Origin of the sequence: Aurantiacibacter spongiae, assembly GCF_003815535.1 — a bacterium.
In the GTDB taxonomy this organism is placed as follows: Bacteria; Pseudomonadota; Alphaproteobacteria; order Sphingomonadales; family Sphingomonadaceae; genus Alteraurantiacibacter; species Alteraurantiacibacter spongiae.
In genome coordinates this window covers 615,398-638,671 of the sequence record NZ_RPFZ01000001.1, presented here as the reverse complement: position 1 = coordinate 638,671, position 23,274 = coordinate 615,398, and the positions used below count along the sequence as shown (strand labels likewise).

Sequence of the window (23,274 nt, the reverse complement as noted above, 5' to 3'; positions counted from 1 at the left end):
CGGTCCGCCGCAAACCCCAAGTGAGAGCCATGCAAAGCGAAAACCCCCTGATCGCCGATTTCGTCAAACTCGCCAATTCGGCTGCCGGCACGCTTGCCGGCATGAGCCGGGAGGCCCGCGATACCGCGCGCGAGCGGATGAGGGAGGCGATGGGCGGCCTCGATTTCGTCAGCCGGGAAGAGTTCGACGCGGTCAAGGACATGGCGGCAATGGCGCGCGAACGGGTGGAGGTTCTCGAAGCGCGAATTGCCGCGCTGGACGCGAAGACGAGCGACTGATACCCGTTCCGCCGGAGGGGATGCGCCCGGGCCCCTGACATGCATGTCCGCGCCCCTGCCATACTCGTCGCCGCCCGCCAGCATGGCGAGACGGCCGTGGTCGCCCGCTTCCTGACGCGCGACTTCGGGCTGGTCGCCGGTTATGTCGCGGGAGGGCGCGGCAGGCGGCTGCGCCCGCTGGTCATTCCCGGAAACCTGCTCGATCTGCAACTGGCGGCGAGGTCCGACAGCCAGCTTCCCTTCGCGAAGATCGAACTGGTCGAAAGCCGCGGCCCTTGGCTCGCGGAACCGCTGCCCGCCGCGGCCATCGCGTGGGTCTGCGCGTTGACCGCCGCCACGCTGCCCGAACGCCAGCCCTACGCCCCCGTGCACGACGCACTCGAAGCGACGCTTTCGGCGATCTGCCATGCCCCCTCCGCGCGCGGCTGGGCCGGAGCGTTGGCGGGATACGAGATCCTGCTGCTGCGCGAACTGGGCTATGGCGGGGCGGGCGCGCGGCCGACGGGCGATCTCGCGCAGATCGTGGCGGTGATGGACACGGTGGAGGCGGCTATCGACCACTACCTGCTTGCCGACCGCCGGGCCGATGTTATGTCCGCCCGCCGGCGCCTGCGCGCGCTGCTGGGAAGGATGGCCTGACATGAAGATCCCGACGTGAAGATCGCCCTGTTCGCCGGTGACGGCATCGGTCCCGAAATCATGGCCGAGGCGCGCCGCGTGCTCGATGCGCTCGACCTTCCCGGACTCGTCCTGTTCGAAGGCGACGTGGGCGGGGCCGCCTGGCGCGCGCACGGCCATCCGCTGCCGCCCGAGACGCTGGAGATGGCGCGTGCCGCGGACGCGGTGCTGTTCGGCGCGGTGGGCGATCCGGAATGCGATTCGCTGGAACGCCGCCTGCGCCCCGAACAGGCCATTCTCGGCCTGCGCAGGGAACTGGACCTGTTCGCCAATCTGCGCCCAGCGACGATGTTCGAGGGGCTGGAAGACCTTTCCGCCCTGCGCCCCGAGATCGCCCGCACCATCGATCTGCTGATTGTGCGGGAACTGAACGGGGACGTCTATTTCGGGGAGAAGGGCACCCGCACCCTGCCCGACGGGCGGCGGCAGGGCCACGATCTGATGTCCTATGCCGAGGACGAGGTGCGTCGCATCGCCCACGTCGCCTTTCGCGCGGCGCAGGGCCGCAAGGGGCGGTTGACGAGCGTGGACAAGGCCAATGTCCTCGAGACGAGCCAGCTGTGGCGCGACGTCGTGATCGACGTCGCCGCCGGGTATCCCGACGTCGCGCTGACCCACCTTTACGTCGACAACGCCGCGATGCAGCTGGTGCGCGATCCCGGACAGTTCGACGTAATGGTGACGGGCAATCTGTTCGGCGACATCCTTTCCGACCAGGCGAGCATGTGCGTCGGCTCCATCGGCCTCCTGGCGAGCGCGGCGCTGGGCGCCGGGCGGACCCGGTTCGGGACCAGGGGCCTGTACGAACCCATCCACGGCAGCGCCCCAGACATCGCCGGGCGGGGGATCGCGAACCCCATGGCGATGATCCTCAGCCTGGCCATGCTGCTGCGCCACTCGCTCGGGCGCGAGGCGGACGCGCGGCGGATCGAACGCGCCGTGGCGCGCGCGCTGGCCGATGGGGTGAAGGCCGCGGACCTCGGCGGTTCGGCGGACACGCGGGCCATCGGCGACGCGGTTCTGGCCCGCCTGTGATTTACCTTATGGTTAAGATTGCCCTGTAACCGCGCTAGGCGATGGACATGACGCATTCGCAATTCCAGTCGCAGGGTGTGGCCGCCGCCCCGCAGGCGCAATCGAGCGCGCCGCTCGAACTGGCGATCGTGCTGCCCACGCTCAACGAGCACGACAACATCGCGCCGATGGTGCGGCGGCTGGAGGACGCGCTCGGCCCGACTGGATGGGAGGCGGTGTTCGTGGACGACAATTCGTCCGACGGCACGGCCGAGGAAGCGCGCCGCATCGCCCAGGCCGATCCCCGCATCCGCGTGATCCAGCGCATCGGCCGGCGCGGGCTGGCGAGCGCGGCGATCGAGGGCATGTGCGCCACCGCCGCGCCCTTCGTCGCGGTGATGGACGCCGATCATCAGCACGATCCGGCGCTGCTGGCCGATATGCTCGCGGCGGTCAGGTCGGGGGGATACGATCTCGCCTATGCCAGCCGCTTCGCCGAGGGTGGCAATGCCGACGGGCTGTCGAGCAAGGGGCGCGAAACCGGCAGCCGCGTCGCCAACGCGCTCGCCCGCAAGCTGACGGGCAGCGAGCTGACCGACGCGATGAGCGGATTCTTCCTGCTGCGCAGCGAGCAGTTGCGCGCGCAGGCCGACAAGCTTTCGGGCATCGGCTTCAAGATCATGCTCGACATCCTCGCGACGGCGGAGCCGCGCATGAAGGTAAAGGAATTCCCGTTGAAATTCGCAACCCGCCTCAGCGGCGAAAGCAAGCTCGACCACGGCGTGATCCTCGATTTCGTCGGCGGTCTGGCGGAACGCTGGTTCGGCCGCTTCGTGCCCGCCCGCTTCGTTCTGTTCGGCCTCGTCGGCGGGCTGGGCGTGATCGTCCACATGAGCGTGCTGGCCGCGATCTACTGGCCCGATTCCATCGGTTTCGGCTGGGCGCAGGCCATTGCGACGATGGTGGCGATGACGTTCAACTTCTGGCTCAACAACCTTCTCACCTATCGCGACAAGAAGCTGGCCGGGGCGGACGGGCTGTTCTGGGGCTGGCTGAAATTCTGCGGATCGTGTGCCGTGGGCGCCTTCGCCAACGTCGCGGTGGCGACCGTGCTGGAAGAACAGGGCTTCGTCTGGTGGGGCGCCGCGCTGGTCGGCGTGGCCATCGCCTCGGTGTGGAATTACGCCTTGTCGAGCAAGTTCGTCTGGGGCCGCTTCCGGTAGGCGCGGGCGCCGCGCCCTAGCGCCAGCTCGTCAGCCACGCCCAGCGCAGGAACGCCTGGCCGTTCTCCAGCGGGGCGGCGGTCAGGATCGGATACCAGTAGGCGAACGCCGCGACGGCTCCGAGCACGACCAGCCCCGGCCCGATCAGCCGACCGCGCCGCATCAGCCGGTCGCAGCCCAGCGCCAGCGCGGCGGAAAGGAACATGCCGGGCAGGAAATAGTGGAAGTAGAACTGCACCGCCTTCGGCGCGACGACCCACAGCGCGAGGCTGGCTGCGTAGAGGATGGCGACGGCCGCGCAATCGCGTCGCCGCTCCTTCCATCCGCTCCACGCGCACCAGGCGAGGGCGGGAAGCCCCGCCAGCATCGTCACCGGATTGCCGATCAGCATGACGCCGCGCATCGCGCCGTCCACGTTCTCGTAGAGATACCAGATCGCCCGCCAGTTCGCGACCCATTGCGGCCAGTTGGACTGGTATGGGTGCGGTTCGGGCACCTGCTCCTGCAACCCCAGCATCTCCATGTGGAGCGAGATCATGCCGACCGGATCGCCGGGGAGCCGGTCGAACCAGAGATAGGGCGCGAAGGTCAGGGCGTAGACCGCCAGCGGCACCGCGCCGAGCCAGATCGCCGCTTCGGCCAGGCTCATGCCGCCAACGGGTGCACCGCGCACGGAGCGGACCGGGCGACGGCGGCGGGCGGACAGGCGGACCGCCGCGAAGGCGAGACCGGGCAGCACGGCGACCGGTACGGCGTTCCATTTCGACGCCATCGCGCAGCCCAGCGCCACGCCGGCGATGGCGAGGCGCCAGCGCGCCGTCTCGTTCTCGCGCAGCGCGCCCGCGCACATCCACAAGGCGAGCATGGTGAAGCTCACCATGAAGATGTCGAGCATGGCGATCCGCGCATGCACGAACAGCAGGAAATTGGTGGCCACGAACACGCCGGTCAGCACGCTGGCGGTGCGGGTGCCGCTGGCCAGCCACATCGCGCGCATGGCGGCAAGCAGGGCCAGCGTGCCGAAGGCGAGGCTCATGATCCGCCAGCCGAGCGGCCCGTCCCCGAACAGCGAGATGCCGAGCGCGATCAGTTCCTTGCCGAGCGGCGGATGCTCGAGATTTTCGGCGCTGCCCAGGGTGAGGAAGGTGCGCGCGGCGGGGAGGTAATGCACCTCGTCGAAGAACGGCGCCCCGGGCGTGGTCAGGCGCACCGAGGCCAGCAGCACGAAGGCGAGCGCGACCACGCAGTTCCAGCCGAACGGATCGCGGGGGTGGACGGGCGCCGTGCTCATGCGCGGGCGGCGATAGGGGGGCGGCGCGCGAAGGGCAATTGGCAAAAGCGGGCAGTCTGCCTAAACGCGGGCGGCATGAAGAACACCACCGGCACCGATCGCTCCGTCACCCGCAACTGGCGCCCCGCCACGAAAGCGGTGCGCGCCGGCACGTGGCGATCGGAACATGGCGAGACGAGCGAGGCGCTGTTCCTCACCAGCGGCTATTCCTACGACGATGCCGCCACCGTTGCCGCGCGGTTCGCCGGCGAGGCGGAGGGCATGACCTATTCGCGCCTGCAGAACCCCACCGTCGCCATGGCGGAGGAGCGGATCGCGATGCTGGAAGGTGCCGACGGCTGCCGCATGCAGGCGAGCGGCATGGCGGCGATGACCACGGCGCTGCTGTGCCAGCTGGAAGCGGGCGACCACGTCGTCGCCGCGCGCGCCGCCTTCGGGTCGTGCCGCTGGCTGGTGGACAATCTGCTGCCCAAATTCGGCATCGCCACCACGGTGATCGACGCGCGCGACAATGACGCCTGGGAACGCGCGATCCGGCCCGAAACCAGGGTCTTCTTCTTCGAGACGCCGGCCAATCCGACGATGGACGTCGCCGATCTCACCCATATCTGCGCGCTGGCGAAGGCGCACGGCATCACCACCGTGGTCGACAACGCCTTCGCCACGAGCGCTCTGCAACGCCCGATGGAATTCGGCGCGGACGTGGTCGCCTACTCCGCCACGAAGCTGATGGACGGGCAGGGCCGGGTGCTGGCGGGCGCGGTGTGCGGCAGCGAGGAATGGATCGCGGAAACGCTGCTTCCCTTCCAGCGCAATACCGGCCCCAACTGTTCCCCGTTCAACGCCTGGCTGGTGCTGAAGGGGCTGGAGACGCTGGAACTGCGCGCGCACCGGCAGAGCGCCAATTCGCTGAGGGTCGCCGCCGCGATCGAGGGCCGCGTGGACCGGATGCTCCACCCCGGCCTTCCCAGCCATCCGCAGCACGATCTGGCGGCCCGGCAGATGGGTGCGTTCGGCCCGATCTTCTCCTTCGTGGTGGACGGGCGCGAGCGCGCCCATGCCATTCTCGATGCGCTGCAACTGGTCGACATCTCCAACAATATCGGCGATTCCAAGTCGCTGATGTGCCATCCGGCCAGCACCACCCACGCCGGCCTGTCGGACGAGGCGCGCGCCGAGATGGGCGTGGCGGAGGGGATGCTAAGGATCAATATCGGCCTGGAGGATCCCGAGGACGTGATCGAGGATCTGGACCGGGCGCTGGCCGCCGCCGGGCTGTAGGCCGGACCGGGAAACCGCCCCTTCGCGGGGCGTTCGTCGGATCGCCCCTTGCGGGCGCGCGTTCAGCCGCTACCTTGGGCCGCATGGTCACAGAAGCCATCAATTCGCTGTTCCAGCATGTCGCCATCACCGCGGGGATCACCGTGCGGGTGGCAGTGAACTTCATGCCCGAACAATCGCGCACCGGGGCGGGGCGCTGGTTCTGGGTCTATCATATCAGGCTGGAAAACCACCGCGACGACACCGTGCAGCTGCGTACCCGGCACTGGCGCATCACCGATTCGAACGGTATGGTGAACATCGTCGACGGAGAGGGCGTCGTCGGCGAATCGCCGGTGCTGTCGCCGGGACAGACGCATGATTACGTCTCCGGCTGCGAACTGACGACGCATCGCGGCACGATGGAAGGCTTCTACACCTTCGCCCATGCCGACGGCACGCTGTTCGAGGTGGCGATCCCCTTCTTTCCGCTTGCCGCTCCCGCAGAAGAGGCCGACTAACGTCCGCCCGCGCGCTGCGCGCGGCACCTGCGATCCGGTCGGTGAGCCTGCCCGTCCCGCCCCTTACCGAACCCGCGCCGGGGCCACGATGACCGCGTTCGCCAGCAACAGGTCCAGCCCGTCGAGATAGCCGCGAACCGCGGGATCCTGCGCGAACCCGATGGCAAGCCCGGTCCCGGTCGCCTGCGCGATCATGTAGGGCTTGAACGCCATCTGCCGCCGGTTCTCGTCCCACACGTAACCGCTCGCCACCAGATTGTCCGGCCCGGCATAACGGATCACGTTGGTTCCATCGGTCAGCGTCAGCGGGGTCAGGATCAGCGATCCGTCGGCGAACACCGTCGGGCCGGTCTCGCTATAGCCCGCGGCGAGGAAGCTCTCGCCATCTGCGAGCGTGTTCAGCAGCGCGCCCGGCAGCGTGTCGGGCCGGCGGCTGTCGTCGAGGATGGCGGCGCGGTAGTCCGCCTCGCTTTCCAGCGCGACGCCCGGTGCGGTGTCGCCCTCCGCCCCGTCGCCGGCGTCGCTTTCCGGCCCGGTCGCTTCGCCGCCGAGCACGGTTTCGGGCCGGGTGGCGAACAACGCATCCTCGCCGCTCGCCAGCATTGCCAGCGATCCGCCATAGGCCAGCAGCACGCCGCCGTCGCGCACGAAGCGGGCAAGCGCGGCGCGCCCGCCATCGCCCAGCGCGGCGGCGGGCGCGCCCTCGGGCATGATGACGACGTCGAAATCGCGCAGTGACGCGCGCCCCACCGTGCCGGTGCGGATCGGCGCGACGGGCAGTCCGAATCGCTGTTCGAGCACGTAGCGCGTCGCCCCGGCGGAAACCGGGGAGATACCCTCGTCCCACAGCATCGCCACGCGCGGCGCGCCCAGCAGGCGGAAGCTGTCGCTGCCGAGGTTGGGACCGCTGTCGACCCAGCCGGAGGCGAGCGGAACCGTCTCCGCCCCGATGTCCCGAGCCAGTGCGACCAGCGCGGAAAGGTCGCCGTCATTGTCGGCATTGGTAAAGACTACCGTGCCGCGCCCGAAGTCCCGCCCGTCAGCGGTGAAGACGGTATCGGTCGCGCGCCCTTTCAGTCCGGCGCGCAGGGCGCAGGCGACGAGCTGCACCTGTCCGCTGTCGGTCCACGGCACCGCCAGGCCGAACGCGCCGGCGGGCCGGGCGAGGGCGGGAATGGCCGCGTCGGGCGCCAGCGCCTGCCCGCTGCCGGCAGAGCCGCACTGGCGCACGTCCAGCCCGCTCATCAGGCCGACCGACCAAGCGGTCGTGTCGTAGATCTCGTGCGGCAGGTCGTTTGCGCGTCGGGTTTCCTGCCCGGCGATGAAGTCCGCCGGCAATTCCACGTCCGTATCGAGCAGGCTGCGGATCAGCCGCCCCTGCGGCTGGTCGAGGCCGACCGAGAGGTAGCCGGCCGGATAGCTGCGACCGCAGGCCCTGGCCGCGCCCGCGACCCGGCCCACGCGGATGCCCTGCGCGGCAAGGCGCCGGCCCAGCGCCTCGGCATTCCAGCGCCTCTGGCCAAGATCGATGACAAACGCGCCGCTGTCCCGCGCGCCCGTTCGGTAGGCGGCATAATCGGACAGGAAGCTGGCGGCATTGCGCGCCACCGTCTCGGCCGTGGCCAGCGAGGTGGCGAAATGGTTGCGCACTCCCTCGCCGTAGGTCAGCACCCCGCCGTCGCTGCGATCCCAGACGAGGCCGCGCGCGCTCGACTGTTCGAAGGTCATGCCGATCGCGCCGTTCAGCGTGGGCCAGGTGTCGCCGTAGCCCGGATAGAAGGCGTCGAAGATCTCGCGCGTGAAATAGGGCACGCCCAGCGCATCGAGGCGGGCGGCGTTGGCGCGGCCCAGCATGTCCTGCCGGGCGCGCTGCGCGGGGGTGATGAACGGGCTGAACGGTTCGGCGTTGGGCGGGAAGAAATAGCTGTCGTCACCGCCCATCTCGTGCGCGTCGACATACACCACCGGGTGCCACTCGCTCACCGCCGCGACCTTGCCGCGCGTTTCGGGCTGGGTCAGGGCGAACCAGTCGCGGTTGAGATCGAACAGGTAGTGGTTGAACCGCCCTCCCGGCCAGGGCTGGTCGTGCCCGGCGGTGTAGCGATCCCCCGACGGGGCGAGGCCGAGCTGCTGGTAGTACGAATTGACGAACCGGGCCCGCCCGTCGGGGTTCTGGCTCGGGTCGATGATGACGACGCTGTTCGCCAGGATGGTGTCGACCGCCGGATCGCCCTCGGCCGCCAGCAGGTGATAGGCGAGGGCGAGCGCGGCGTCGGAGGAGCTGATCTCGTCCCCGTGGACGCCGTAGCTCAGCCAGGTGACGGGCAGGCTGTCGGCGTCCGGCGCGCCGCCATTGGCGATCCGCTGCATGTCCGCCTTGATCGCGTCGATTCGCGCCATGTTGGCCGCGCTGGTGACGATGGCATAGATCAGCGGGCGTCCTTCCCAGCTTACCGCGTACTGGACGATCCGCATCCGCCCTGGCGCGGCCTGTTCGAGCGCGCGCATGTAGGCGAGGATCGCGTCGGGGCGACTGATCTGTTCGCCCGGCGCGTATCCCGAGACCTGTTCAAGCGTGGGGATGGCGGGATCGTACGGTCCCTCCAGCAGGCCGTCCTGCGCCGCGGCGGGCGGGGCGAGACACAACAGACAGGCCAGAAGGCCGGACAACAGGCGCAGCATGAATGGAAATTCCCGACTGGTATGAGCCGCTGCACTGGTGCGGCCTCGCGCGCGGGCGGTCAAGCGCGCATCTTGCCGTTCCCCCGTCCGCGCCATAAAGGCGCAGCGCCAGAGCCATGAAACGCACCCACCTTCCCCTCAATGCCCTGCGCGTCCTCGATGCCGCTGCCCGGCATCTCAGCTTCACCCGCGCGGCGGACGAGCTGGCGGTGACGCCTGCGGCGGTAGGGCAGCAGATCCGCGCGCTGGAGGATGTGCTGGGCGTCGTGCTGTTTCGCCGCACCTCGCGCGGGCTGGAACTCACGAGCGAGGCGGAGGCGGGACTGGACACGCTGCGCGAGGGGTTCCTGCGCTTCGAGGAAAGCGTGCAGGCGATGCAGGCCGGGCAGAGCTCGTCGCGCTACGCCATCGCCGCGCCGCGTGAATTCACCGCCCAGTGGCTGGCCCCGCGCCTCGCCACGTTCCGCGCGGACCGGCCCGAGGTCCGCTTCCAGCTGACCGCCGATGGCGAGGCCGACTTCACCGAGGCCAATCTCGACCTCGCGGTGCGCTTCGTGGAGGGGCCGGGCGACATGGAGGGCGTGCAGCTCGCCCCCGGAGAACGGGTGAGCGTCACCGCCGACGCGGACGCGCCGGGCGACTGGATCGAGTGGCCCGGCTTCGCCCTGCCCGAGGGCGAGCGGGTGGCGATGGGGGTCGCCGATGCCGGGCAGGCGCTCGCCTGCGCGCTGGCCGGGCTGGGCCGCGCCATCCTGCCGCTGCCGCTTGCAGCTGGGGCGCTTGCGGAAGGGCGGCTGGTGTCGCTCGGAGAGGCCGAACCGTGCCGCCGCGCCTACTGGCTGGTCGCCCCGCGCCCGCAATGGCGGCAGGCCAAGGTGCGCGCGCTGGCGGATTTCCTCGGTCGGTGAGCCAGGCGATTGTCTTGCCGCGCCGCCCGCAATAATCTGCGCGCGACAAGGGGGTACGACAATGCGATTCTCCAACACCACGCGCCTGTTTCTCGCCGCCGCCGCCTGCGCCGCCCTGCTGCCGCACGTCGCGCTCGCGCAGGTGCGCGACCTCGATGCCGAACCGAGCGACGTGCGCGTCTATCAGGGCGAGGTGGACGGCGCGGCGGAACGCTTCGTCGTGTCGATCCCGGCCGGCGCCATCATGCAGATCGACGTCATCGGCCGCGACGATTTCGATCCCGTCCTGCGCGTGAAGGACGCCGCCAGCGGCGAGCTGATCGACGAGGATGACGATGGCGGCGACGATCTCAATTCGCGCCTGCGCATTCCCGGGGAGGGCGGGCGACGCATCGCCATCGAGGTGGACAGTTACGAAGGGGAATACGCCGCCGATACCGAAACCTATGGCGGTCCGTTCGACCTGCGGCTGACCACCAGCACCTACTCCCCGCCCGTAACCCGCCCCATCGCCTATGGCGGGCGCGCGACCGGCACGATCGACGGCGCGGAGGAACTCTACGCCATCGAGGGGGAGGCGGGGCAGATGGTGGAAATCGCGCTGCTGGCCGAGAGCGACGGGCTCGATCCCTATCTGGCTTTGCGCGATCCGAGTGGCGAAACCGCCCTGATGGACGATGATGGCGGGCAGGAGCTGAACTCCGCCCTGCGCTACGTCTTTCCCGAAAGCGGCACATACACCATCGTCGCGACCGGCTATAACGGAAGCACGGGCGATTACGTCCTGCGCGTTCGCGAGCGGCGCCAGCCGGCGGCGCAACTGCCGCAGCAGGTGATCGGCCTCGACGATCCGGCCACCGGCGAACTCGCCGATTCGGCGACGGACCAGACGCTCATCCCCGCCAGCATCACCTATCGGCTGAGCGAGGAGGCCAAGGCCGCGATCGTGGCGGGCGGTGCGGGCGAGCGAGCCATCACCGTCCACATGAACGCCAGCGATGGCGGCGACCCCGACTTCGGCAGCAGCATCGATCCCTATCTTGAGGTCGGCTTCGATACGCCGATGGGCTTTTCCGTACTGGATACGGATGATGATGGCGCCGGCAATCTCGATGCGCTGTTGCCGATCGACCTGTCCGGCGTGACGGACGCGCCCCGCTGGCTCGACGACCTGCGCATCCGCGCGACCGGCCTGAGCGGTACGTCGGGCCCCTACACGCTCACCGTCACGCAGGGGCTGGAGGAGCGGGTCGACCCGGCGGACGCGCTGGAGGAACAGGCGGACATGATGGAAACCATGTCGGTTGACGAGGAAATGTAGCCGGCGCCTCCCCGCTGGCCGGCCCCGCCCGGGCGTGACTGCCCTTGACCGGCATGCAAATCAGGCATAAGGGCGCACCCAACCCGGCGGGCCTCGCCCTGTCGCGGTTGAATAGAGCTGAACATTGCCGGTCATCGTCCCGGAGCTCCTCGCATCAGCAAGGGGCTCCTTTGTTTTCGGGGCGGCCGTCAGAGTAACCCGGTGCCGCGTGCTGCCGGGTGGAGCGTTTCAGGCTCGTGCCATGCGGCCGCCCTTGCGGCGGCGCTCCGGGATCCCATGCGGATCGCGAATGGCACGGCCCCGATACATTCCATCCGGCGCCTCGGGCGCCACGACACGGGTCCGGGGTGATCCATACCCCCTCCGCCGCTCCGTACGGGGCGGCGCGGAGGCGGGATGCCGCCCCTGGCCAGCAACAAGGTGAAGATCCCAATGCCGACTATCAACCAGCTGGTCCGCAAGGGCCGCGATCCCATCAAGGCCAAGAGCAAGGTGCCCGCGATGGAGCAGAACCCGCAGAAGCGCGGTGTCTGCACGCGTGTCTACACGACCACTCCGAAGAAGCCGAACTCGGCGCTGCGCAAGGTCGCCAAGGTGCGCCTGACCAACCAGCGCGAGGTCATCGCCTACATCCCGGGCGAGGGGCACAACCTGCAGGAACACTCCGTGGTGCTGATCCGCGGCGGGCGTGTGCGCGACCTTCCGGGTGTGCGCTACCACGTGCTGCGCGGCGTGCTCGACACGCAGGGCGTGAAGGACCGCCGCCAGTCCCGTTCGAAGTACGGCGCCAAGCGTCCGAAGTAAGGTTTAGCGCGGCGGCGGCCCGCTCCCCCACCCTGTCACCCCTGCGAGGGTGGAATTCGGGTGGCCGGGTGGGGGAGCGGGCCGGTGCCGCAGGACGCTCACGGATGTGAGCGACCACTCCGAAGGAGTTTAGAGATATGTCACGTCGTCGTCGTCCCGAGAAGCGGGAAATCCTGCCCGATCCCAAGTTCGGGGATCAGGTGCTGTCGAAGTTCATGAACAACCTCATGCTGGACGGGAAGAAGGCCGTTGCCGAGGGCATCGTCTATTCCGCGCTCGACACGGTCGAGCAGCGGGCGAAGGCCGATCCGGTGCAGCTGTTTCACGATGCGCTGAACAACGTCGCGCCCGCCGTGGAAGTGCGCAGCCGCCGCGTGGGCGGCGCGACCTATCAGGTGCCGGTGGAGGTCCGTCCCGAACGGGCCCAGGCGCTGGCTATCCGCTGGCTCATTTCCGCCGCCCGCGGCCGGGCCGAAACCACCATGAGCGCGCGCCTTTCGGCCGAGCTGATGGATGCCGCCAACAATCGCGGCAATGCGGTCAAGAAGCGCGAGGACACGCACCGCATGGCCGACGCCAACCGCGCCTTCTCGCACTATCGCTGGTAAGGGACTGCGCGGCCTGCGCCTTTCGTCGGACCGTGTCGAGCGCCAGCGAGACACGGTCCGGCGGCGGCGCGCGGGCCGGCTGCCTTTAACCGGTCACATACGTCACTATATCGGGCGCGGCACACCGCACCCCGCACAAACCGACTAAGGAATTATCATGGCCCGCGACTATCCGCTGGAGCGCTATCGCAATATCGGCATCATGGCGCATATCGACGCCGGCAAGACCACGACGACCGAGCGCATCCTCTATTACACCGGCAAGTCCTACAAGATCGGCGAAGTGCACGACGGTGCCGCGACGATGGACTGGATGGAGCAGGAGCAGGAGCGCGGGATCACCATCACCTCCGCCGCGACGACGACCTTCTGGTCGGCCGATGACGGCAAGGGCGAAAAGCACCGCATCAACATCATCGACACGCCCGGCCACGTCGACTTCACCATCGAGGTCGAGCGGTCCTTGCGCGTGCTGGACGGCGCGGTCGCCGTGTTCGACGGGGTTGCCGGCGTGGAGCCGCAGTCCGAGACGGTGTGGCGCCAGGCGGACAAGTACAAGGTTCCGCGGATGTGCTTCATCAACAAGCTCGATCGTACCGGGGCCGACTTCTACTACTGCGTGCAGTCGATCATCGACCGCCTCGGCGCGACCCCGCTGGTGCTGTACCTGCCGATCGGTGCGGAAAGCGACCTCAAGGGCGTCGTCGACCTCGTCAACGATCGCGGGATCGTCTGGGAGGACGAGAACCTGGGTGCCGACTTCCACTACGTCGACATTCCCGACGATCTGAAGGACAAGGCCGCCGAATACCGCGAGAAGCTGATCGAGACCGTCGTCGAGCTGGACGACGAGGCGATGGAGAAGTTCTTCGAGGGCGAGATGCCCGACACCGCCAAGCTCAAGGCGCTCATTCGCAAGGGCACGCTGGACCAGGCGTTCGTGCCGGTGCTGTGCGGCTCCGCGTTCAAGAACAAGGGCGTGCAGCCCCTGCTCGACGCGGTGGTCGACTACATGCCGTCCCCGCTCGACGTGCCCGCGATCCGCGGCGTGAAGCCTGAATCGGAGGAGGAGGATACCCGTCCCTCCAGCGACGAGGCGCCGTTCGCCGCGCTGGCGTTCAAGATCATGAACGACCCGTTCGTCGGCTCGCTGACCTTTACGCGCATCTATTCGGGCAAGCTGTCCAAGGGCACCGTGCTCAACAGCGTGAAGGACAAGAAGGAAAAGATCGGCCGCATGCTGCTGATGCATTCCAACAACCGCGAGGACATCGATGAGGGCTTCGCCGGCGACATCGTCGCCATCGCGGGCCTCAAGGAGACGACCACGGGCGACACGCTGTGCGCCCCGAACGCGCCGATCATCCTCGAGCGGATGGAGTTCCCCGATCCCGTGATCGAGCTGTCGGTCGAGCCCAAGACCAAGGCCGACCAGGAGAAGATGGGCGTCGCGCTCAACCGCCTCGCGGCGGAGGATCCGTCCTTCCGCGTCACCACCGACCACGAGAGCGGTCAGACGATCATCAAGGGCATGGGCGAGCTTCACCTCGACATCCTGGTCGATCGCATGAAGCGCGAGTTCAAGGTGGAGGCCAATGTCGGTGCGCCGCAGGTGGCCTACCGCGAATCGCTCGGCCGCGAGGTCGAGGTGACCTACACGCACAAGAAGCAATCGGGTGGCTCGGGCCAGTTCGGCGAAGCGAAGGTGCGCGTGATCCCCGGCGAACGCGGGCAGGGCATCATCTTCGACGATCAGGTGAAGGGCGGCAACATTCCGCGCGAATACATCCCGAGCGTCGAGAAGGGCATGCGCGAGCAGGCCGAGAGCGGCTACCTGGTCGGCTTCCCGATCATCGACTTCACCATCGAGCTGCTCGACGGCAAATATCACGACGTCGACTCGAGCACGGTCGCCTTCGAGATCACCGGTCGCGGCGCGATGCGCGAGGCGGCCGAGCGGGCCGGCATCAAGCTGCTGGAGCCGGTGATGAAGGTCGAGGTCGTCACGCCCGAGGAATATCTCGGCGACGTGATCGGCGACCTCAACTCCCGTCGCGGCCAGATCCAGGGCACCGATTCCCGCGGCAACGCGCAGGTGGTCGAGGCCCATGTGCCGCTCGCCAACATGTTCGGCTACGTGAACGAGTTGCGGTCCTTCTCGCAGGGCCGCGCGCAGTACACGATGCAGTTCTCCCACTACGACGAAGTGCCAGCGAATGTGGCGCAGGAGGTCAAGGAGAAGCTTGCCTAAGGCGAGCGATGCAGCTAGGGGCGGCGCCTGTTTCGGCGGGTGCCGACTCTCTCCCCGCAGAGATTCAATCTTAGACAGAGGTTAAGAGTACAATGGCGAAGGAAAAATTCGAGCGGAACAAGCCGCACTGCAATATCGGCACCATCGGTCACGTCGACCACGGCAAGACCACGCTGACGGCTGCGATCACCAAGGTCATGGCGGAAACCTACGGCGGCTCGGCCGTCGACTTCGCCAACATCGACAAGGCGCCCGAAGAGCGTGAGCGCGGCATCACCATCTCGACCGCGCACGTCGAGTACGAGACCGACAAGCGTCACTACGCGCACGTCGATTGCCCGGGCCACGCCGACTACGTGAAGAACATGATCACCGGTGCCGCCCAGATGGACGGCGCGATCCTGGTCGTGAACGCCGCCGACGGCCCCATGCCGCAGACCCGCGAGCACATCCTGCTCGCCCGTCAGGTCGGCGTGCCGGCGCTGGTGGTGTATCTCAACAAGGTCGATCAGGTCGACGACGAGGAAATCCTCGAGCTGGTCGAACTGGAAGTGCGCGAGCTGCTGTCCAGCTACGATTTCGACGGCGACAACATTCCGATCGTCAAGGGTTCGGCGCTGGCCGCCCTCGAAGGTCGCGACGACGAGATCGGCAAGAACTCGATCATCGAGCTGATGAATGCCGTCGACGAGCACATCCCGCAGCCCGAGCGCCCGGTCGACCAGGCGTTCCTGATGCCAATCGAGGACGTGTTCTCGATCTCCGGTCGCGGCACCGTCGTCACCGGCCGTGTCGAGACCGGCGTGGTGAACGTGGGTGACGAAGTCGAGATCGTCGGCATCAAGGACACGCAGAAGACCACCGTCACCGGTGTCGAGATGTTCCGCAAGCTGCTCGACCGCGGCGAGGCCGGCGACAACATCGGCGCGCTGATCCGCGGCATCGGCCGCGAGGACGTGGAGCGCGGCCAGGTCCTGGCGAAGCCGGGTTCGGTCACGCCGCACACCGACTTCTCCGCCGAGGTCTATGTCCTGTCGAAGGACGAGGGCGGCCGTCACACGCCGTTCTTCGCCAACTACCGTCCGCAGTTCTACTTCCGCACGACCGACGTGACGGGCGAAGTGGTCCTGCCGGAAGGCACCGAGATGGTGATGCCGGGCGACAACGTGACGATCGACGTCAAGCTGATCGCACCGATCGCCATGGACGAAGGTCTGCGCTTCGCGATCCGCGAAGGCGGCCGCACCGTCGGCTCGGGCGTGGTGTCGAAGATCACCAAGTAATCTTCGCATCGCGCGCACGGTAACGGGCCCGCCCCTCGCACAGAGGGGCGGGCCCTTGCCTTTTGTCGAGGGCGCTGTTCCGGCTTGCCGGCACGAGTGAATGCCCCGGCGAAAAATCCCGCAAATCGGGGTTGTCAGCCGGGCAGCTCATCCGTATACGCGCCCTCACAGATGGAGATTCGTCTCCGTCGCAACGAATTTCAGCAAAGGCCGCCCGTTTCCGGGAAACCGGGTCAAGCGGGGCGGGCCTTTTGTTTTTGTGGATCGGCAACGATCCATTGGCTCTTTCGCATCGGTAGTTGGAACATGGACGCACAGAATATCCGTATTCGCCTCAAGGCCTTCGATCACCGCGTGCTCGACCAGGCGACTGGCGAGATCGCGGACACCGCCCGCCGCACGGGCGCCCTTATTCGTGGTCCCATTCCTCTTCCGACGCGTATCGAGAAGTTCACCGTGAACCGCGGCCCGCACATCGACAAGAAGTCGCGCGAGCAGTTCGAGGTGCGCACCTACAAGCGGTTGCTCGACATCGTGCAGCCGAACGCCCAGACGGTCGACGCGCTGATGAAGCTCGATCTGGCCGCGGGCGTGAACGTGGAGATCAAGCTCGCGTAGGCGGGCGATCCACGACCAAGCAGAGATACCGCCGGGCAACCGCCCGGGCCGCGTCTCCCGTCTCGTTTCCCGCCTGCGGGAAGCACTTTCAGCCCGGACGGGCGACGCATGACAATTCGGGCTGAGCATGCACCGGCGGGAATGGTCCCCCGGTGCCTCTGTGTAAGGAGTCAGGATCATGCGCAGTGGCGTGATCGCGAAAAAAGTCGGGATGACCCGCCTGTTCCAGGAGGATGGCCGCCACGTGCCGGTCACCGTCCTGTCGCTGGAAGGGTGCCAGGTCACCGCAAACCGCACGGCCGATCGCGACGGCTACTTCTCGGTCCAGGTTGGTGCCGGTGAAGCCAAGCAGAAGAACGTCAACAAGCCGCAGCGCGAGGCCTTCGCCAAGGCCGAGGTCGGCCTGAAGCAGAAGGTCGCCGAATTCCGCGTCGACGACGCGGACGGCCTCCTGCCTGTCGGCGCGACGATCACCGCCGATCACTTCATCGCCGGTCAGATGGTCGATGTCACCGGTCACACGGTCGGCAAGGGCTTTGCCGGTCCGATGAAGCGCTGGGGCTTCGGTGGTCTGCGCGCCACGCACGGCGTGTCGATCAGCCACCGTTCGCACGGCTCGACCGGCAACCGCCAGGATCCGGGCAAGGTCTTCAAGAACAAGAAGATGGCCGGTCACATGGGCGACCGTCAGCGCACGCAGCAGAACCTCGAGGTCGTCCGCACCGATTCCGCGCGGGGCCTGATCTTCGTGAAGGGGTCCGTCCCCGGATCCAAGAACGGCTGGCTGATGGTGCGCGACGCCGTGAAGGTGCCGCTGCCCGAAGGCGTGCCGTTCCCGGGCGCCATGCGCCGCAACGCCGACGAGACCCGGTCCGACGAACAGGATGCCGGCCTGGTCGAGAGCGATGCCGCGCACAAGGTCAACCCCGAGATTTCGCCCGAGCAGCAGGCCAAGCTGCTTCAGCAACAGGATGCAGGCGCAGGCACCGAAAGCGGTACGCCGGCGGCCGATCCGAGCACGAAGGAGTCCTGATCGTGAAGGTCAAGGTCCAGAACATCGACGGCTCCAAGGGGTCGGGCGACATCGAACTGAGCGATGACGTGTTCGGCGTGGAGCCGCGCGCGGACATCCTGCACCGGGTCGTCACCTGGCAGCTGGAAAACCGGCGCGGCACGGCGCGTCCGACGCGCGAGCGTTCCGACGTGAACCGCACCGGCAAGAAGTGGGGCCGCCAGAAGGGGTCGGGCGGCGCCCGTCACGGCGACCGTGGCGCCCCGATCTTCATCGGCGGCGGCAAGGCCCACGGCGCCCGCAAGCGCGACTTCGAGCAGCAGCTCAACAAGAAGGTCCGTGCGCTCGGCCTGAAGATGGCGCTCTCCAGCAAGGCGAAGGACGGTCTCGTGATCGTCGATTCGCTGGAACTGAAGGACGCCAAGACGAAGGCGCTGAAGGGTCACTTCGACACGAACGGATGGAACGGCAAGGTGCTGGTGATCGACGGCGAGACCGTTGACGACGGTTTCCGCAAGGCCGCCGGCAACCTGCCGGGCGTGGACGTGCTGCCCGCGGTGGGCGCGAACGTCTACGACATCCTTAACCACGACACGCTGGTCCTGACCAAGGACGCGGTCGAAAAGCTGGAGGCGCGCTTCAATGGCTAAGAAGCAGGACAAGGACGCGCGTCACTACGACGTTATCCTCGCACCCCACATCACCGAGAAGTCCACGCTCCTGAGCGAGAACAACGCGGTGGTGTTCAAGGTGCCGGGCGATGCCACCAAGCCGCAGATCAAGGAAGCCGTCGAGGCCCTGTTCGAGCGCAAGGTGAAAAGCGTCAACACGATCGTGATGAAGGGCAAGTCCAAGCGCTGGCGCGGCAAGCCCTACAAGCGGACTGACCAGAAGAAGGCGATCGTGACCCTGCAAGAGGGTCAGGATCCGATCGACATCACCGAAGGGGTGGGCTGATCCGATGGCACTGAAGAATTACAAACCCACCAGCCCGGCCCGCCGCGGCCTGGTCCTGGTCGACAAGACGAACCTCCACAAGGGCGGTCCGGTCAAGTCGCTGACCAAGGGCCTGACCAAGTCGGGCGGCCGCAACAACAAGGGTCACGTGACCTCGCGCGGCATCGGTGGCGGCAACAAGCAGAAGTACCGCTTCATCGACTTCAAGCGTCGCAAGTGGGACATGGAAGCCACCGTGGAGCGGATCGAGTACGATCCCAACCGCACGGCGTTCATCGCGCTCATCAAGTACACCGATGGCGAGCTGGCCTACATCCTGGCGCCGAACCGTCTTGCGCCCGGCGACAAGGTGGTCGCGGGCGAGAAGGTCGACACGAAGCCGGGCAACGCGATGCTGCTGGGCCAGATGCCGGTCGGCACCATCATCCACAACGTGGAGATGAAGCCGGGCAAGGGCGGGCAGATCGCGCGTTCGGCAGGCACCTACGTGCAGCTCGTCGGTCGTGACCGCGGCATGGTGATCGTGCGCCTGAACAGCGGCGAGCAGCGGTATCTGCGCGCCGATTGCATGGGCACGGTCGGCGCGGTGTCGAACCCCGACAACCAGAACCAGAACCTGGGCAAGGCCGGGCGCAAGCGCCACATGGGTCGCAAGCCCCTGACCCGCGGCGTCGCCAAGAACCCGGTCGATCACCCGCACGGCGGCGGCGAGGGCCGCACCAGCGGCGGTCGTCACCCGGTCACTCCGTGGGGCAAGCCGACCAAGGGCGCCCGCACCCGCAAGAACAAGCAGACCGACAAGATGATCATCCGGTCGCGTCACGCGAAAAAGAAGAGGTAAGAGAGAATGGCACGTTCCGTCTGGAAAGGTCCGTTCGTCGATCTTCACCTGCTGAAGAAGGCGCAGGACGCGCAGGAAGCGAACAATTCGAAGCCGATCAAGACCTGGTCGCGGCGCTCGACGATCCTCCCGGATTTCGTCGGCCTGACCTTCAGCGTCTACAATGGCCAGAAGTTCATCCCCGTCTCGGTCAACGAGGAAATGGTCGGCCACAAGCTCGGCGAGTTTGCGCCCACGCGCAGCTTCCCGGGTCATGCCGCCGACAAGAAGGGCAAGCGATAATGGGCAAGGCAAAGTCTCCCCGCCGCGTCGGCGAAAACGAGGCGCTGGCCGTCGGCACCACGATCCGTGGGTCGGCGCAGAAGCTGAACCTCGTCGCGCAGCTGATCCGCGGCAAGAAGGCGGAAGAGGCGATGAACATCCTCGCCTTCTCCAAGCGCGCGATGGCCCGCGATGCGAGCAAGGTGCTCGCCTCCGCCATCGCCAACGCCGAGAACAATCACGACCTGGACGTGGACGCGCTCGTGGTGGCCGAGGCCAGCGTTGGCAAGTCCATCACCATGAAGCGTTTCGCGACGCGCGGGCGTGGCAAGTCCACGCGCATCCTCAAGCCGTTCAGCCGGCTGAGGATCGTCGTTCGCGAGCAGGAAGAAGAGGCTTAAGATGGGTCACAAGAGCAATCCGATCGGCCTGCGCCTGCAGATCAACCGCACCTGGGACAGCCGCTGGTACGCCGAGGGCGGCGAATATGCGCGGCTGCTGAAAGAGGATATCGAGATCCGCAAGCACATCGTCGAGAGCCTGCCGCAGGCAGCGATCTCGAAGGTGGTGATCGAGCGTCCGGCGAAGCTGTGCCGCATCTCGATCTACGCCGCGCGTCCCGGTGTCATTATCGGCAAGAAGGGCGCGGATATCGAGAAGCTGCGCACCAAGCTCGCGACGATGACCGAGAGCGAGGTCAAGCTCAACATCGTCGAGATCCGCAAGCCCGAGATCGACGCCAAGCTCGTCGCGCAGGGCATCGCCGACCAGCTGGTGCGCCGCGTGGCGTTCCGCCGGGCGATGAAGCGCGCCATGCAGTCCGCCATGCGCCTGGGTGCCGAAGGCATCAAGATCATGTGCGGCGGCCGTCTGGGCGGCGCCGAGATCGCGCGCGTGGAGCAGTATCGCGAGGGCCGCGTTCCGCTGCATACGCTGCGCGCCAACATCGACTATGCCGAAGCCGAGGCGAAGACCGCCTACGGCATCATCGGCATCAAGGTCTGGGTCTTCAAGGGCGAGATCCTGGGTCACGATCCCATGTCGCAGGACCGGCTGATGATGGAAGCGCAGACTTCCGGCGTCCGTCCGGCCCGCTGAGGTAGAGTACCATGTTGCAACCGAAGAAAACCAAGTATCGCAAGGCCTTCAAGGGCAAGATCCACGGCAACGCCCGCGGCGGTACGACGCTGAATTTCGGCTCCTACGGCCTCAAGGCGCTGGAGCCGGAGCGTATCACCGCGCGCCAGATCGAGGCCGCCCGCCGGGCGATCACGCGCCACATCAAGCGTCAGGGACGCCTGTGGATCCGCGTGTTCCCCGACGTGCCGGTGTCGAAGAAGCCCGCCGAAGTCCGCCAGGGCAAGGGCAAGGGCTCGGTCGAATACTGGGCCGCGCGCGTGAAGCCCGGCCGCATCCTGTTCGAACTGGACGGCGTTGCCGGCCCGCTCGCTGCCGAGGCGTTCAGCCGCGCGGCGATGAAGCTGCCGATCAAGACCAAGGTCGTTGCGCGCTTCGGCGACAGCTCCCACCTCGGCGGAGAGAATTGATGGCCAGGAACAGCACCTCGATGGAAGACCTACGCACGAAGAGCGACGATCAGCTCACCCAGCAGCTGACCGATCTCAAGCGCGAGCAGTTCAACCTGCGCTTCCAGGCCGCGACCAACCAGCTCGAGCGCCCCGACCGCGTTCGCGAGGTCCGTCGCACCATCGCGCAGATCAAGACGTTGCAGACCGAGCGCGCCAGCGCCGCTGCGGCCGAAGCCAAGGCTTAAGGAGTAGACCATGCCCAAGCGCGTACTGATCGGGACCGTCACCTCCGACAAGACCGACAAGACCGTGACCGTGAAGGTCGAACGCAAGGTGAAGCACCCGCTCTACGGGAAGATCATCCGTCGTTCGAAGAACTATCACGCGCATGACGAGAGCAACGAATATGTCGTCGGCGACACCGTCCGCATCGAGGAGACCAAGCCGTTCTCCAAGACCAAGACGTGGCAGGTGACCGATCGCCTGGTGGCGAGCAAGGGCACCGCGCTGGAGGCCGACATCGATGTCGAGGCGGCGACGCCGGGCAACTGAGCCCGCGCGCGGACCAACAAGTTTGACGTAGGAACTGCCGGGCGGATGTCCCGGCAAGCCAGTGAGAAGGAAACGGATCGATGATCCAGATGCAATCCAATCTCGACGTCGCGGACAACAGCGGCGCGAAGCGCGTCCAGTGCATCAAGGTGCTGGGCGGGTCCAAGCGGCGCACGGCGTCCGTCGGCGACGTGATCGTGGTTTCCGTGAAGGAAGCCCAGCCGCGCGCCCGCGTGAAGAAGGGCGACGTCCACCGCGCCGTTATCGTGCGGACGCGCAAGGACGTGCGCCGTCCCGACGGCAGCGTGATCCGCTTCGACAGCAACGCCGCGGTCCTGGTCAACAAGACCGAGGAACCGATCGGCACGCGTATCTTCGGCCCTGTCGTTCGCGAACTGCGCGGCAAGGGCTTCATGAAGATCATCTCGCTGGCTCCGGAGGTCATCTGATGGCAGGTGCGAAAATCAAGAAGGGCGACCAGGTCGTCGTGCTGTCCGGCCGCGACAAGGGCCAAACCGGCACGGTCAGCCAGGTCATGCCCAAGGAAGGCAAGGTCGTGGTCGAGGGGGTCAACGTGATGACCCGTCACCGCAAGCCTTCGCAGACCAATCCGCAGGGCGGCATCGACCGCGTCGCCGCTCCGATGGCGATGGCCAAGGTCGCCGTCGCCGATCCCAAGGACGGCAAGCCCACCCGCGTCCGCTTCGAGGAGCGCGACGGCAAGAAGGTGCGCGTCGCCGTCAAGTCCGGGGAGACGATCGATGGCTGAAGCAAGCTACACACCGCGCCTGAAGCAGCGCTATACCGACGAGATCGCCAAGGCGATGACCGACAAGTTCGGTTACAAGAACGCACTCGAAGTGCCCCGGCTCGAGAAGATCACGCTCAACATGGGCGTGGGCGAGGCGAGCCAGGACAAGAAGAAGGTGCAGACCGCGGCCGAGGAAATGCAGGCGATCGCCGGGCAGAAGCCCGTCATCACCAAGGCCAAGAAGTCCATCGCTCAGTTCAAGCTGCGCGAAGGCATGCCGATCGGCGCCAAGGTTACGCTGCGCCGCGACCGCATGTACGAATTCCTCGACCGCCTGGTCACGATCGCCATGCCCCGCATCCGCGACTTTCGCGGGCTGAATGCGAAGAGCTTCGATGGCCACGGCAATTACGCCATGGGCATCAAGGAGCAGATCATCTTTCCCGAGATCTCCTACGACAAGATCGAGAAGGTCCGGGGCATGGATATCATCGTGACCACCACCGCAAAGACCGACGAGGAAGCGCGCGAGCTGCTGCGCCTGTTCGGTTTCCCGTTCCCGGCTCCCGAGTCCTCCGAGACGAAGGCCGAAGAAGAAAAGGCGGCGGCGTAGGCCGTCCCAGGAGAGCTT

General features: G+C 67.2%; 28 protein-coding genes. 26 read left to right on the top strand and 2 right to left on the bottom strand.

The window, feature by feature from the left end; genetic code table 11:
* The first annotated feature begins 29 nt into the window (after positions 1-29).
* The 4 genes from EG799_RS03250 to EG799_RS03235 are packed head-to-tail and all read left to right on the top strand — an operon-like array spanning position 30 to position 3,193.
* Positions 30-278 carry an accessory factor UbiK family protein gene (locus EG799_RS03250; protein WP_123878509.1) on the top strand — a complete coding sequence of 83 codons (249 nt, stop codon included), beginning with the start codon at positions 30-32 and terminating at the stop codon, positions 276-278.
* A gap of 39 nt (positions 279-317) precedes the next feature.
* Complete coding sequence (gene recO / locus EG799_RS03245; RefSeq protein WP_123878507.1) at positions 318-917, top strand: DNA repair protein RecO; 600 nt, start codon at positions 318-320, stop codon at positions 915-917.
* A gap of 15 nt (positions 918-932) precedes the next feature.
* Positions 933-1,991 carry a 3-isopropylmalate dehydrogenase gene (gene leuB, locus EG799_RS03240; protein ID WP_123878505.1) on the top strand — a complete coding sequence of 353 codons (1,059 nt, stop codon included), beginning with the start codon at positions 933-935 and terminating at the stop codon, positions 1,989-1,991.
* 41 nt (positions 1,992-2,032) lie between these two features.
* Entirely contained in the window at positions 2,033-3,193 is a 1,161-nt protein-coding gene (locus EG799_RS03235; RefSeq protein WP_123878503.1) for a glycosyltransferase family 2 protein, read from the top strand.
* A 16-nt stretch (positions 3,194-3,209) separates the two neighbouring features.
* On the opposite strand, the gene EG799_RS03230 is transcribed toward EG799_RS03235, so the two are convergent.
* Complete coding sequence (locus EG799_RS03230; RefSeq protein ID WP_123878501.1) at positions 3,210-4,484, bottom strand: phospholipid carrier-dependent glycosyltransferase; 1,275 nt, start codon at positions 4,482-4,484, stop codon at positions 3,210-3,212.
* A gap of 75 nt (positions 4,485-4,559) precedes the next feature.
* Between EG799_RS03230 and EG799_RS03225 the strand changes: the two genes are divergently transcribed.
* Both EG799_RS03225 and apaG read left to right on the top strand, forming a co-directional pair.
* Positions 4,560-5,765 (top strand): trans-sulfuration enzyme family protein, encoded by a 1,206-nt coding sequence (locus EG799_RS03225; protein WP_123878499.1) that lies wholly within the window; start codon positions 4,560-4,562, stop codon positions 5,763-5,765.
* 98 nt (positions 5,766-5,863) lie between these two features.
* On the top strand, positions 5,864-6,265 hold the full coding sequence (apaG, locus tag EG799_RS03220; protein WP_123882682.1) for a Co2+/Mg2+ efflux protein ApaG: 402 nt from the start codon (positions 5,864-5,866) through the stop codon (positions 6,263-6,265).
* 63 nt (positions 6,266-6,328) lie between these two features.
* Here the strand turns inward: apaG and EG799_RS03215 are convergent, their stop codons facing one another.
* Positions 6,329-8,947, bottom strand: a complete 2,619-nt coding sequence (locus tag EG799_RS03215; protein ID WP_123878497.1) for a M14 family zinc carboxypeptidase — start codon at positions 8,945-8,947, stop codon at positions 6,329-6,331.
* Between the two features lie 116 nt (positions 8,948-9,063).
* Between EG799_RS03215 and EG799_RS03210 the strand changes: the two genes are divergently transcribed.
* The 20 genes from EG799_RS03210 (at position 9,064) to rplE (ending at position 23,256) form a co-directional block, all read left to right on the top strand.
* Positions 9,064-9,855 (top strand): LysR family transcriptional regulator, encoded by a 792-nt coding sequence (locus tag EG799_RS03210; RefSeq protein WP_123878495.1) that lies wholly within the window; start codon positions 9,064-9,066, stop codon positions 9,853-9,855.
* 61 nt (positions 9,856-9,916) lie between these two features.
* Positions 9,917-11,176, top strand: a complete 1,260-nt coding sequence (locus EG799_RS03205) for a PPC domain-containing protein (protein ID WP_123878493.1) — start codon at positions 9,917-9,919, stop codon at positions 11,174-11,176.
* 432 nt (positions 11,177-11,608) lie between these two features.
* Positions 11,609-11,980 carry a 30S ribosomal protein S12 gene (gene rpsL / locus EG799_RS03200; RefSeq protein WP_123878491.1) on the top strand — a complete coding sequence of 124 codons (372 nt, stop codon included), beginning with the start codon at positions 11,609-11,611 and terminating at the stop codon, positions 11,978-11,980.
* A 137-nt stretch (positions 11,981-12,117) separates the two neighbouring features.
* Positions 12,118-12,588, top strand: coding sequence for a 30S ribosomal protein S7 (gene rpsG / locus EG799_RS03195; RefSeq protein WP_123878489.1), 471 nt, complete (start codon positions 12,118-12,120; stop codon positions 12,586-12,588).
* A 157-nt stretch (positions 12,589-12,745) separates the two neighbouring features.
* Entirely contained in the window at positions 12,746-14,839 is a 2,094-nt protein-coding gene (fusA, locus tag EG799_RS03190; RefSeq protein WP_123878487.1) for an elongation factor G, read from the top strand.
* Positions 14,840-14,931: 92 nt separating this feature from the next.
* Complete coding sequence (tuf, locus tag EG799_RS03185) at positions 14,932-16,122, top strand: elongation factor Tu (protein WP_123878485.1); 1,191 nt, start codon at positions 14,932-14,934, stop codon at positions 16,120-16,122.
* 306 nt (positions 16,123-16,428) lie between these two features.
* Entirely contained in the window at positions 16,429-16,740 is a 312-nt protein-coding gene (gene rpsJ / locus EG799_RS03180) for a 30S ribosomal protein S10 (RefSeq protein WP_010234663.1), read from the top strand.
* Positions 16,741-16,918: 178 nt separating this feature from the next.
* Positions 16,919-17,773, top strand: coding sequence for a 50S ribosomal protein L3 (gene rplC / locus EG799_RS03175; RefSeq protein WP_123878483.1), 855 nt, complete (start codon positions 16,919-16,921; stop codon positions 17,771-17,773).
* Positions 17,774-17,775: 2 nt separating this feature from the next.
* Positions 17,776-18,402 (top strand): 50S ribosomal protein L4, encoded by a 627-nt coding sequence (gene rplD, locus EG799_RS03170; protein WP_123878482.1) that lies wholly within the window; start codon positions 17,776-17,778, stop codon positions 18,400-18,402.
* Entirely contained in the window at positions 18,395-18,709 is a 315-nt protein-coding gene (locus EG799_RS03165) for a 50S ribosomal protein L23 (RefSeq protein WP_123878480.1), read from the top strand. Before rplD ends, EG799_RS03165 begins: the two co-directional genes overlap by 8 nt.
* Positions 18,710-18,713: 4 nt before the next feature.
* Positions 18,714-19,550 (top strand): 50S ribosomal protein L2, encoded by an 837-nt coding sequence (gene rplB, locus EG799_RS03160; protein ID WP_123878478.1) that lies wholly within the window; start codon positions 18,714-18,716, stop codon positions 19,548-19,550.
* 6 nt (positions 19,551-19,556) lie between these two features.
* On the top strand, positions 19,557-19,832 hold the full coding sequence (gene rpsS / locus EG799_RS03155) for a 30S ribosomal protein S19 (RefSeq protein WP_123878476.1): 276 nt from the start codon (positions 19,557-19,559) through the stop codon (positions 19,830-19,832).
* Positions 19,832-20,212, top strand: coding sequence for a 50S ribosomal protein L22 (gene rplV, locus EG799_RS03150; RefSeq protein WP_123878474.1), 381 nt, complete (start codon positions 19,832-19,834; stop codon positions 20,210-20,212). Before rpsS ends, rplV begins: the two co-directional genes overlap by 1 nt.
* Position 20,213: 1 nt before the next feature.
* Positions 20,214-20,909 carry a 30S ribosomal protein S3 gene (gene rpsC / locus EG799_RS03145; protein WP_123878472.1) on the top strand — a complete coding sequence of 232 codons (696 nt, stop codon included), beginning with the start codon at positions 20,214-20,216 and terminating at the stop codon, positions 20,907-20,909.
* Between the two features lie 11 nt (positions 20,910-20,920).
* Positions 20,921-21,358 (top strand): 50S ribosomal protein L16, encoded by a 438-nt coding sequence (rplP, locus tag EG799_RS03140; RefSeq protein WP_123878470.1) that lies wholly within the window; start codon positions 20,921-20,923, stop codon positions 21,356-21,358.
* Positions 21,358-21,585 (top strand): 50S ribosomal protein L29, encoded by a 228-nt coding sequence (gene rpmC / locus EG799_RS03135; RefSeq protein WP_325051093.1) that lies wholly within the window; start codon positions 21,358-21,360, stop codon positions 21,583-21,585. The genes rplP and rpmC overlap by 1 nt, the downstream gene beginning before the upstream one ends.
* A gap of 10 nt (positions 21,586-21,595) precedes the next feature.
* A complete protein-coding gene (gene rpsQ, locus EG799_RS03130) occupies positions 21,596-21,892 on the top strand; it encodes a 30S ribosomal protein S17 (RefSeq protein WP_123878468.1) in 297 nt (98 codons plus the stop codon).
* Between the two features lie 80 nt (positions 21,893-21,972).
* Complete coding sequence (rplN, locus tag EG799_RS03125) at positions 21,973-22,341, top strand: 50S ribosomal protein L14 (protein WP_123878466.1); 369 nt, start codon at positions 21,973-21,975, stop codon at positions 22,339-22,341.
* Complete coding sequence (gene rplX, locus EG799_RS03120; protein ID WP_123878463.1) at positions 22,341-22,661, top strand: 50S ribosomal protein L24; 321 nt, start codon at positions 22,341-22,343, stop codon at positions 22,659-22,661. The genes rplN and rplX overlap by 1 nt, the downstream gene beginning before the upstream one ends.
* Positions 22,654-23,256, top strand: a complete 603-nt coding sequence (gene rplE, locus EG799_RS03115; RefSeq protein WP_123878461.1) for a 50S ribosomal protein L5 — start codon at positions 22,654-22,656, stop codon at positions 23,254-23,256. Before rplX ends, rplE begins: the two co-directional genes overlap by 8 nt.
* Positions 23,257-23,274: the final 18 nt, after the last annotated feature.

Coding starts and splice junctions, on each gene's coding strand:
- tuf (WP_123878485.1), top strand. CDS start 14,932: ATGGCGAAGGAAAAATTCGAGCGGAACAAGCCGCACTGCAATATCGGC.
- EG799_RS03250 (WP_123878509.1), top strand. CDS start 30: ATGCAAAGCGAAAACCCCCTGATCGCCGATTTCGTCAAACTCGCCAAT.
- rpsS (WP_123878476.1), top strand. CDS start 19,557: ATGGCACGTTCCGTCTGGAAAGGTCCGTTCGTCGATCTTCACCTGCTG.
- EG799_RS03205 (WP_123878493.1), top strand. CDS start 9,917: ATGCGATTCTCCAACACCACGCGCCTGTTTCTCGCCGCCGCCGCCTGC.
- rpsJ (WP_010234663.1), top strand. CDS start 16,429: ATGGACGCACAGAATATCCGTATTCGCCTCAAGGCCTTCGATCACCGC.
- rplE (WP_123878461.1), top strand. CDS start 22,654: ATGGCTGAAGCAAGCTACACACCGCGCCTGAAGCAGCGCTATACCGAC.
- EG799_RS03210 (WP_123878495.1), top strand. CDS start 9,064: ATGAAACGCACCCACCTTCCCCTCAATGCCCTGCGCGTCCTCGATGCC.
- rplV (WP_123878474.1), top strand. CDS start 19,832: ATGGGCAAGGCAAAGTCTCCCCGCCGCGTCGGCGAAAACGAGGCGCTG.
- rpsC (WP_123878472.1), top strand. CDS start 20,214: ATGGGTCACAAGAGCAATCCGATCGGCCTGCGCCTGCAGATCAACCGC.
- rplP (WP_123878470.1), top strand. CDS start 20,921: ATGTTGCAACCGAAGAAAACCAAGTATCGCAAGGCCTTCAAGGGCAAG.
- rpsQ (WP_123878468.1), top strand. CDS start 21,596: ATGCCCAAGCGCGTACTGATCGGGACCGTCACCTCCGACAAGACCGAC.
- recO (WP_123878507.1), top strand. CDS start 318: ATGCATGTCCGCGCCCCTGCCATACTCGTCGCCGCCCGCCAGCATGGC.
- EG799_RS03225 (WP_123878499.1), top strand. CDS start 4,560: ATGAAGAACACCACCGGCACCGATCGCTCCGTCACCCGCAACTGGCGC.
- EG799_RS03230 (WP_123878501.1), bottom strand. CDS start 4,484: ATGAGCACGGCGCCCGTCCACCCCCGCGATCCGTTCGGCTGGAACTGC.
- rplN (WP_123878466.1), top strand. CDS start 21,973: ATGATCCAGATGCAATCCAATCTCGACGTCGCGGACAACAGCGGCGCG.
- EG799_RS03215 (WP_123878497.1), bottom strand. CDS start 8,947: ATGCTGCGCCTGTTGTCCGGCCTTCTGGCCTGTCTGTTGTGTCTCGCC.
- rpmC (WP_325051093.1), top strand. CDS start 21,358: ATGGCCAGGAACAGCACCTCGATGGAAGACCTACGCACGAAGAGCGAC.
- EG799_RS03235 (WP_123878503.1), top strand. CDS start 2,033: ATGGACATGACGCATTCGCAATTCCAGTCGCAGGGTGTGGCCGCCGCC.
- rpsL (WP_123878491.1), top strand. CDS start 11,609: ATGCCGACTATCAACCAGCTGGTCCGCAAGGGCCGCGATCCCATCAAG.
- rplX (WP_123878463.1), top strand. CDS start 22,341: ATGGCAGGTGCGAAAATCAAGAAGGGCGACCAGGTCGTCGTGCTGTCC.
- EG799_RS03165 (WP_123878480.1), top strand. CDS start 18,395: ATGGCTAAGAAGCAGGACAAGGACGCGCGTCACTACGACGTTATCCTC.
- fusA (WP_123878487.1), top strand. CDS start 12,746: ATGGCCCGCGACTATCCGCTGGAGCGCTATCGCAATATCGGCATCATG.
- rpsG (WP_123878489.1), top strand. CDS start 12,118: ATGTCACGTCGTCGTCGTCCCGAGAAGCGGGAAATCCTGCCCGATCCC.
- rplC (WP_123878483.1), top strand. CDS start 16,919: ATGCGCAGTGGCGTGATCGCGAAAAAAGTCGGGATGACCCGCCTGTTC.
- rplB (WP_123878478.1), top strand. CDS start 18,714: ATGGCACTGAAGAATTACAAACCCACCAGCCCGGCCCGCCGCGGCCTG.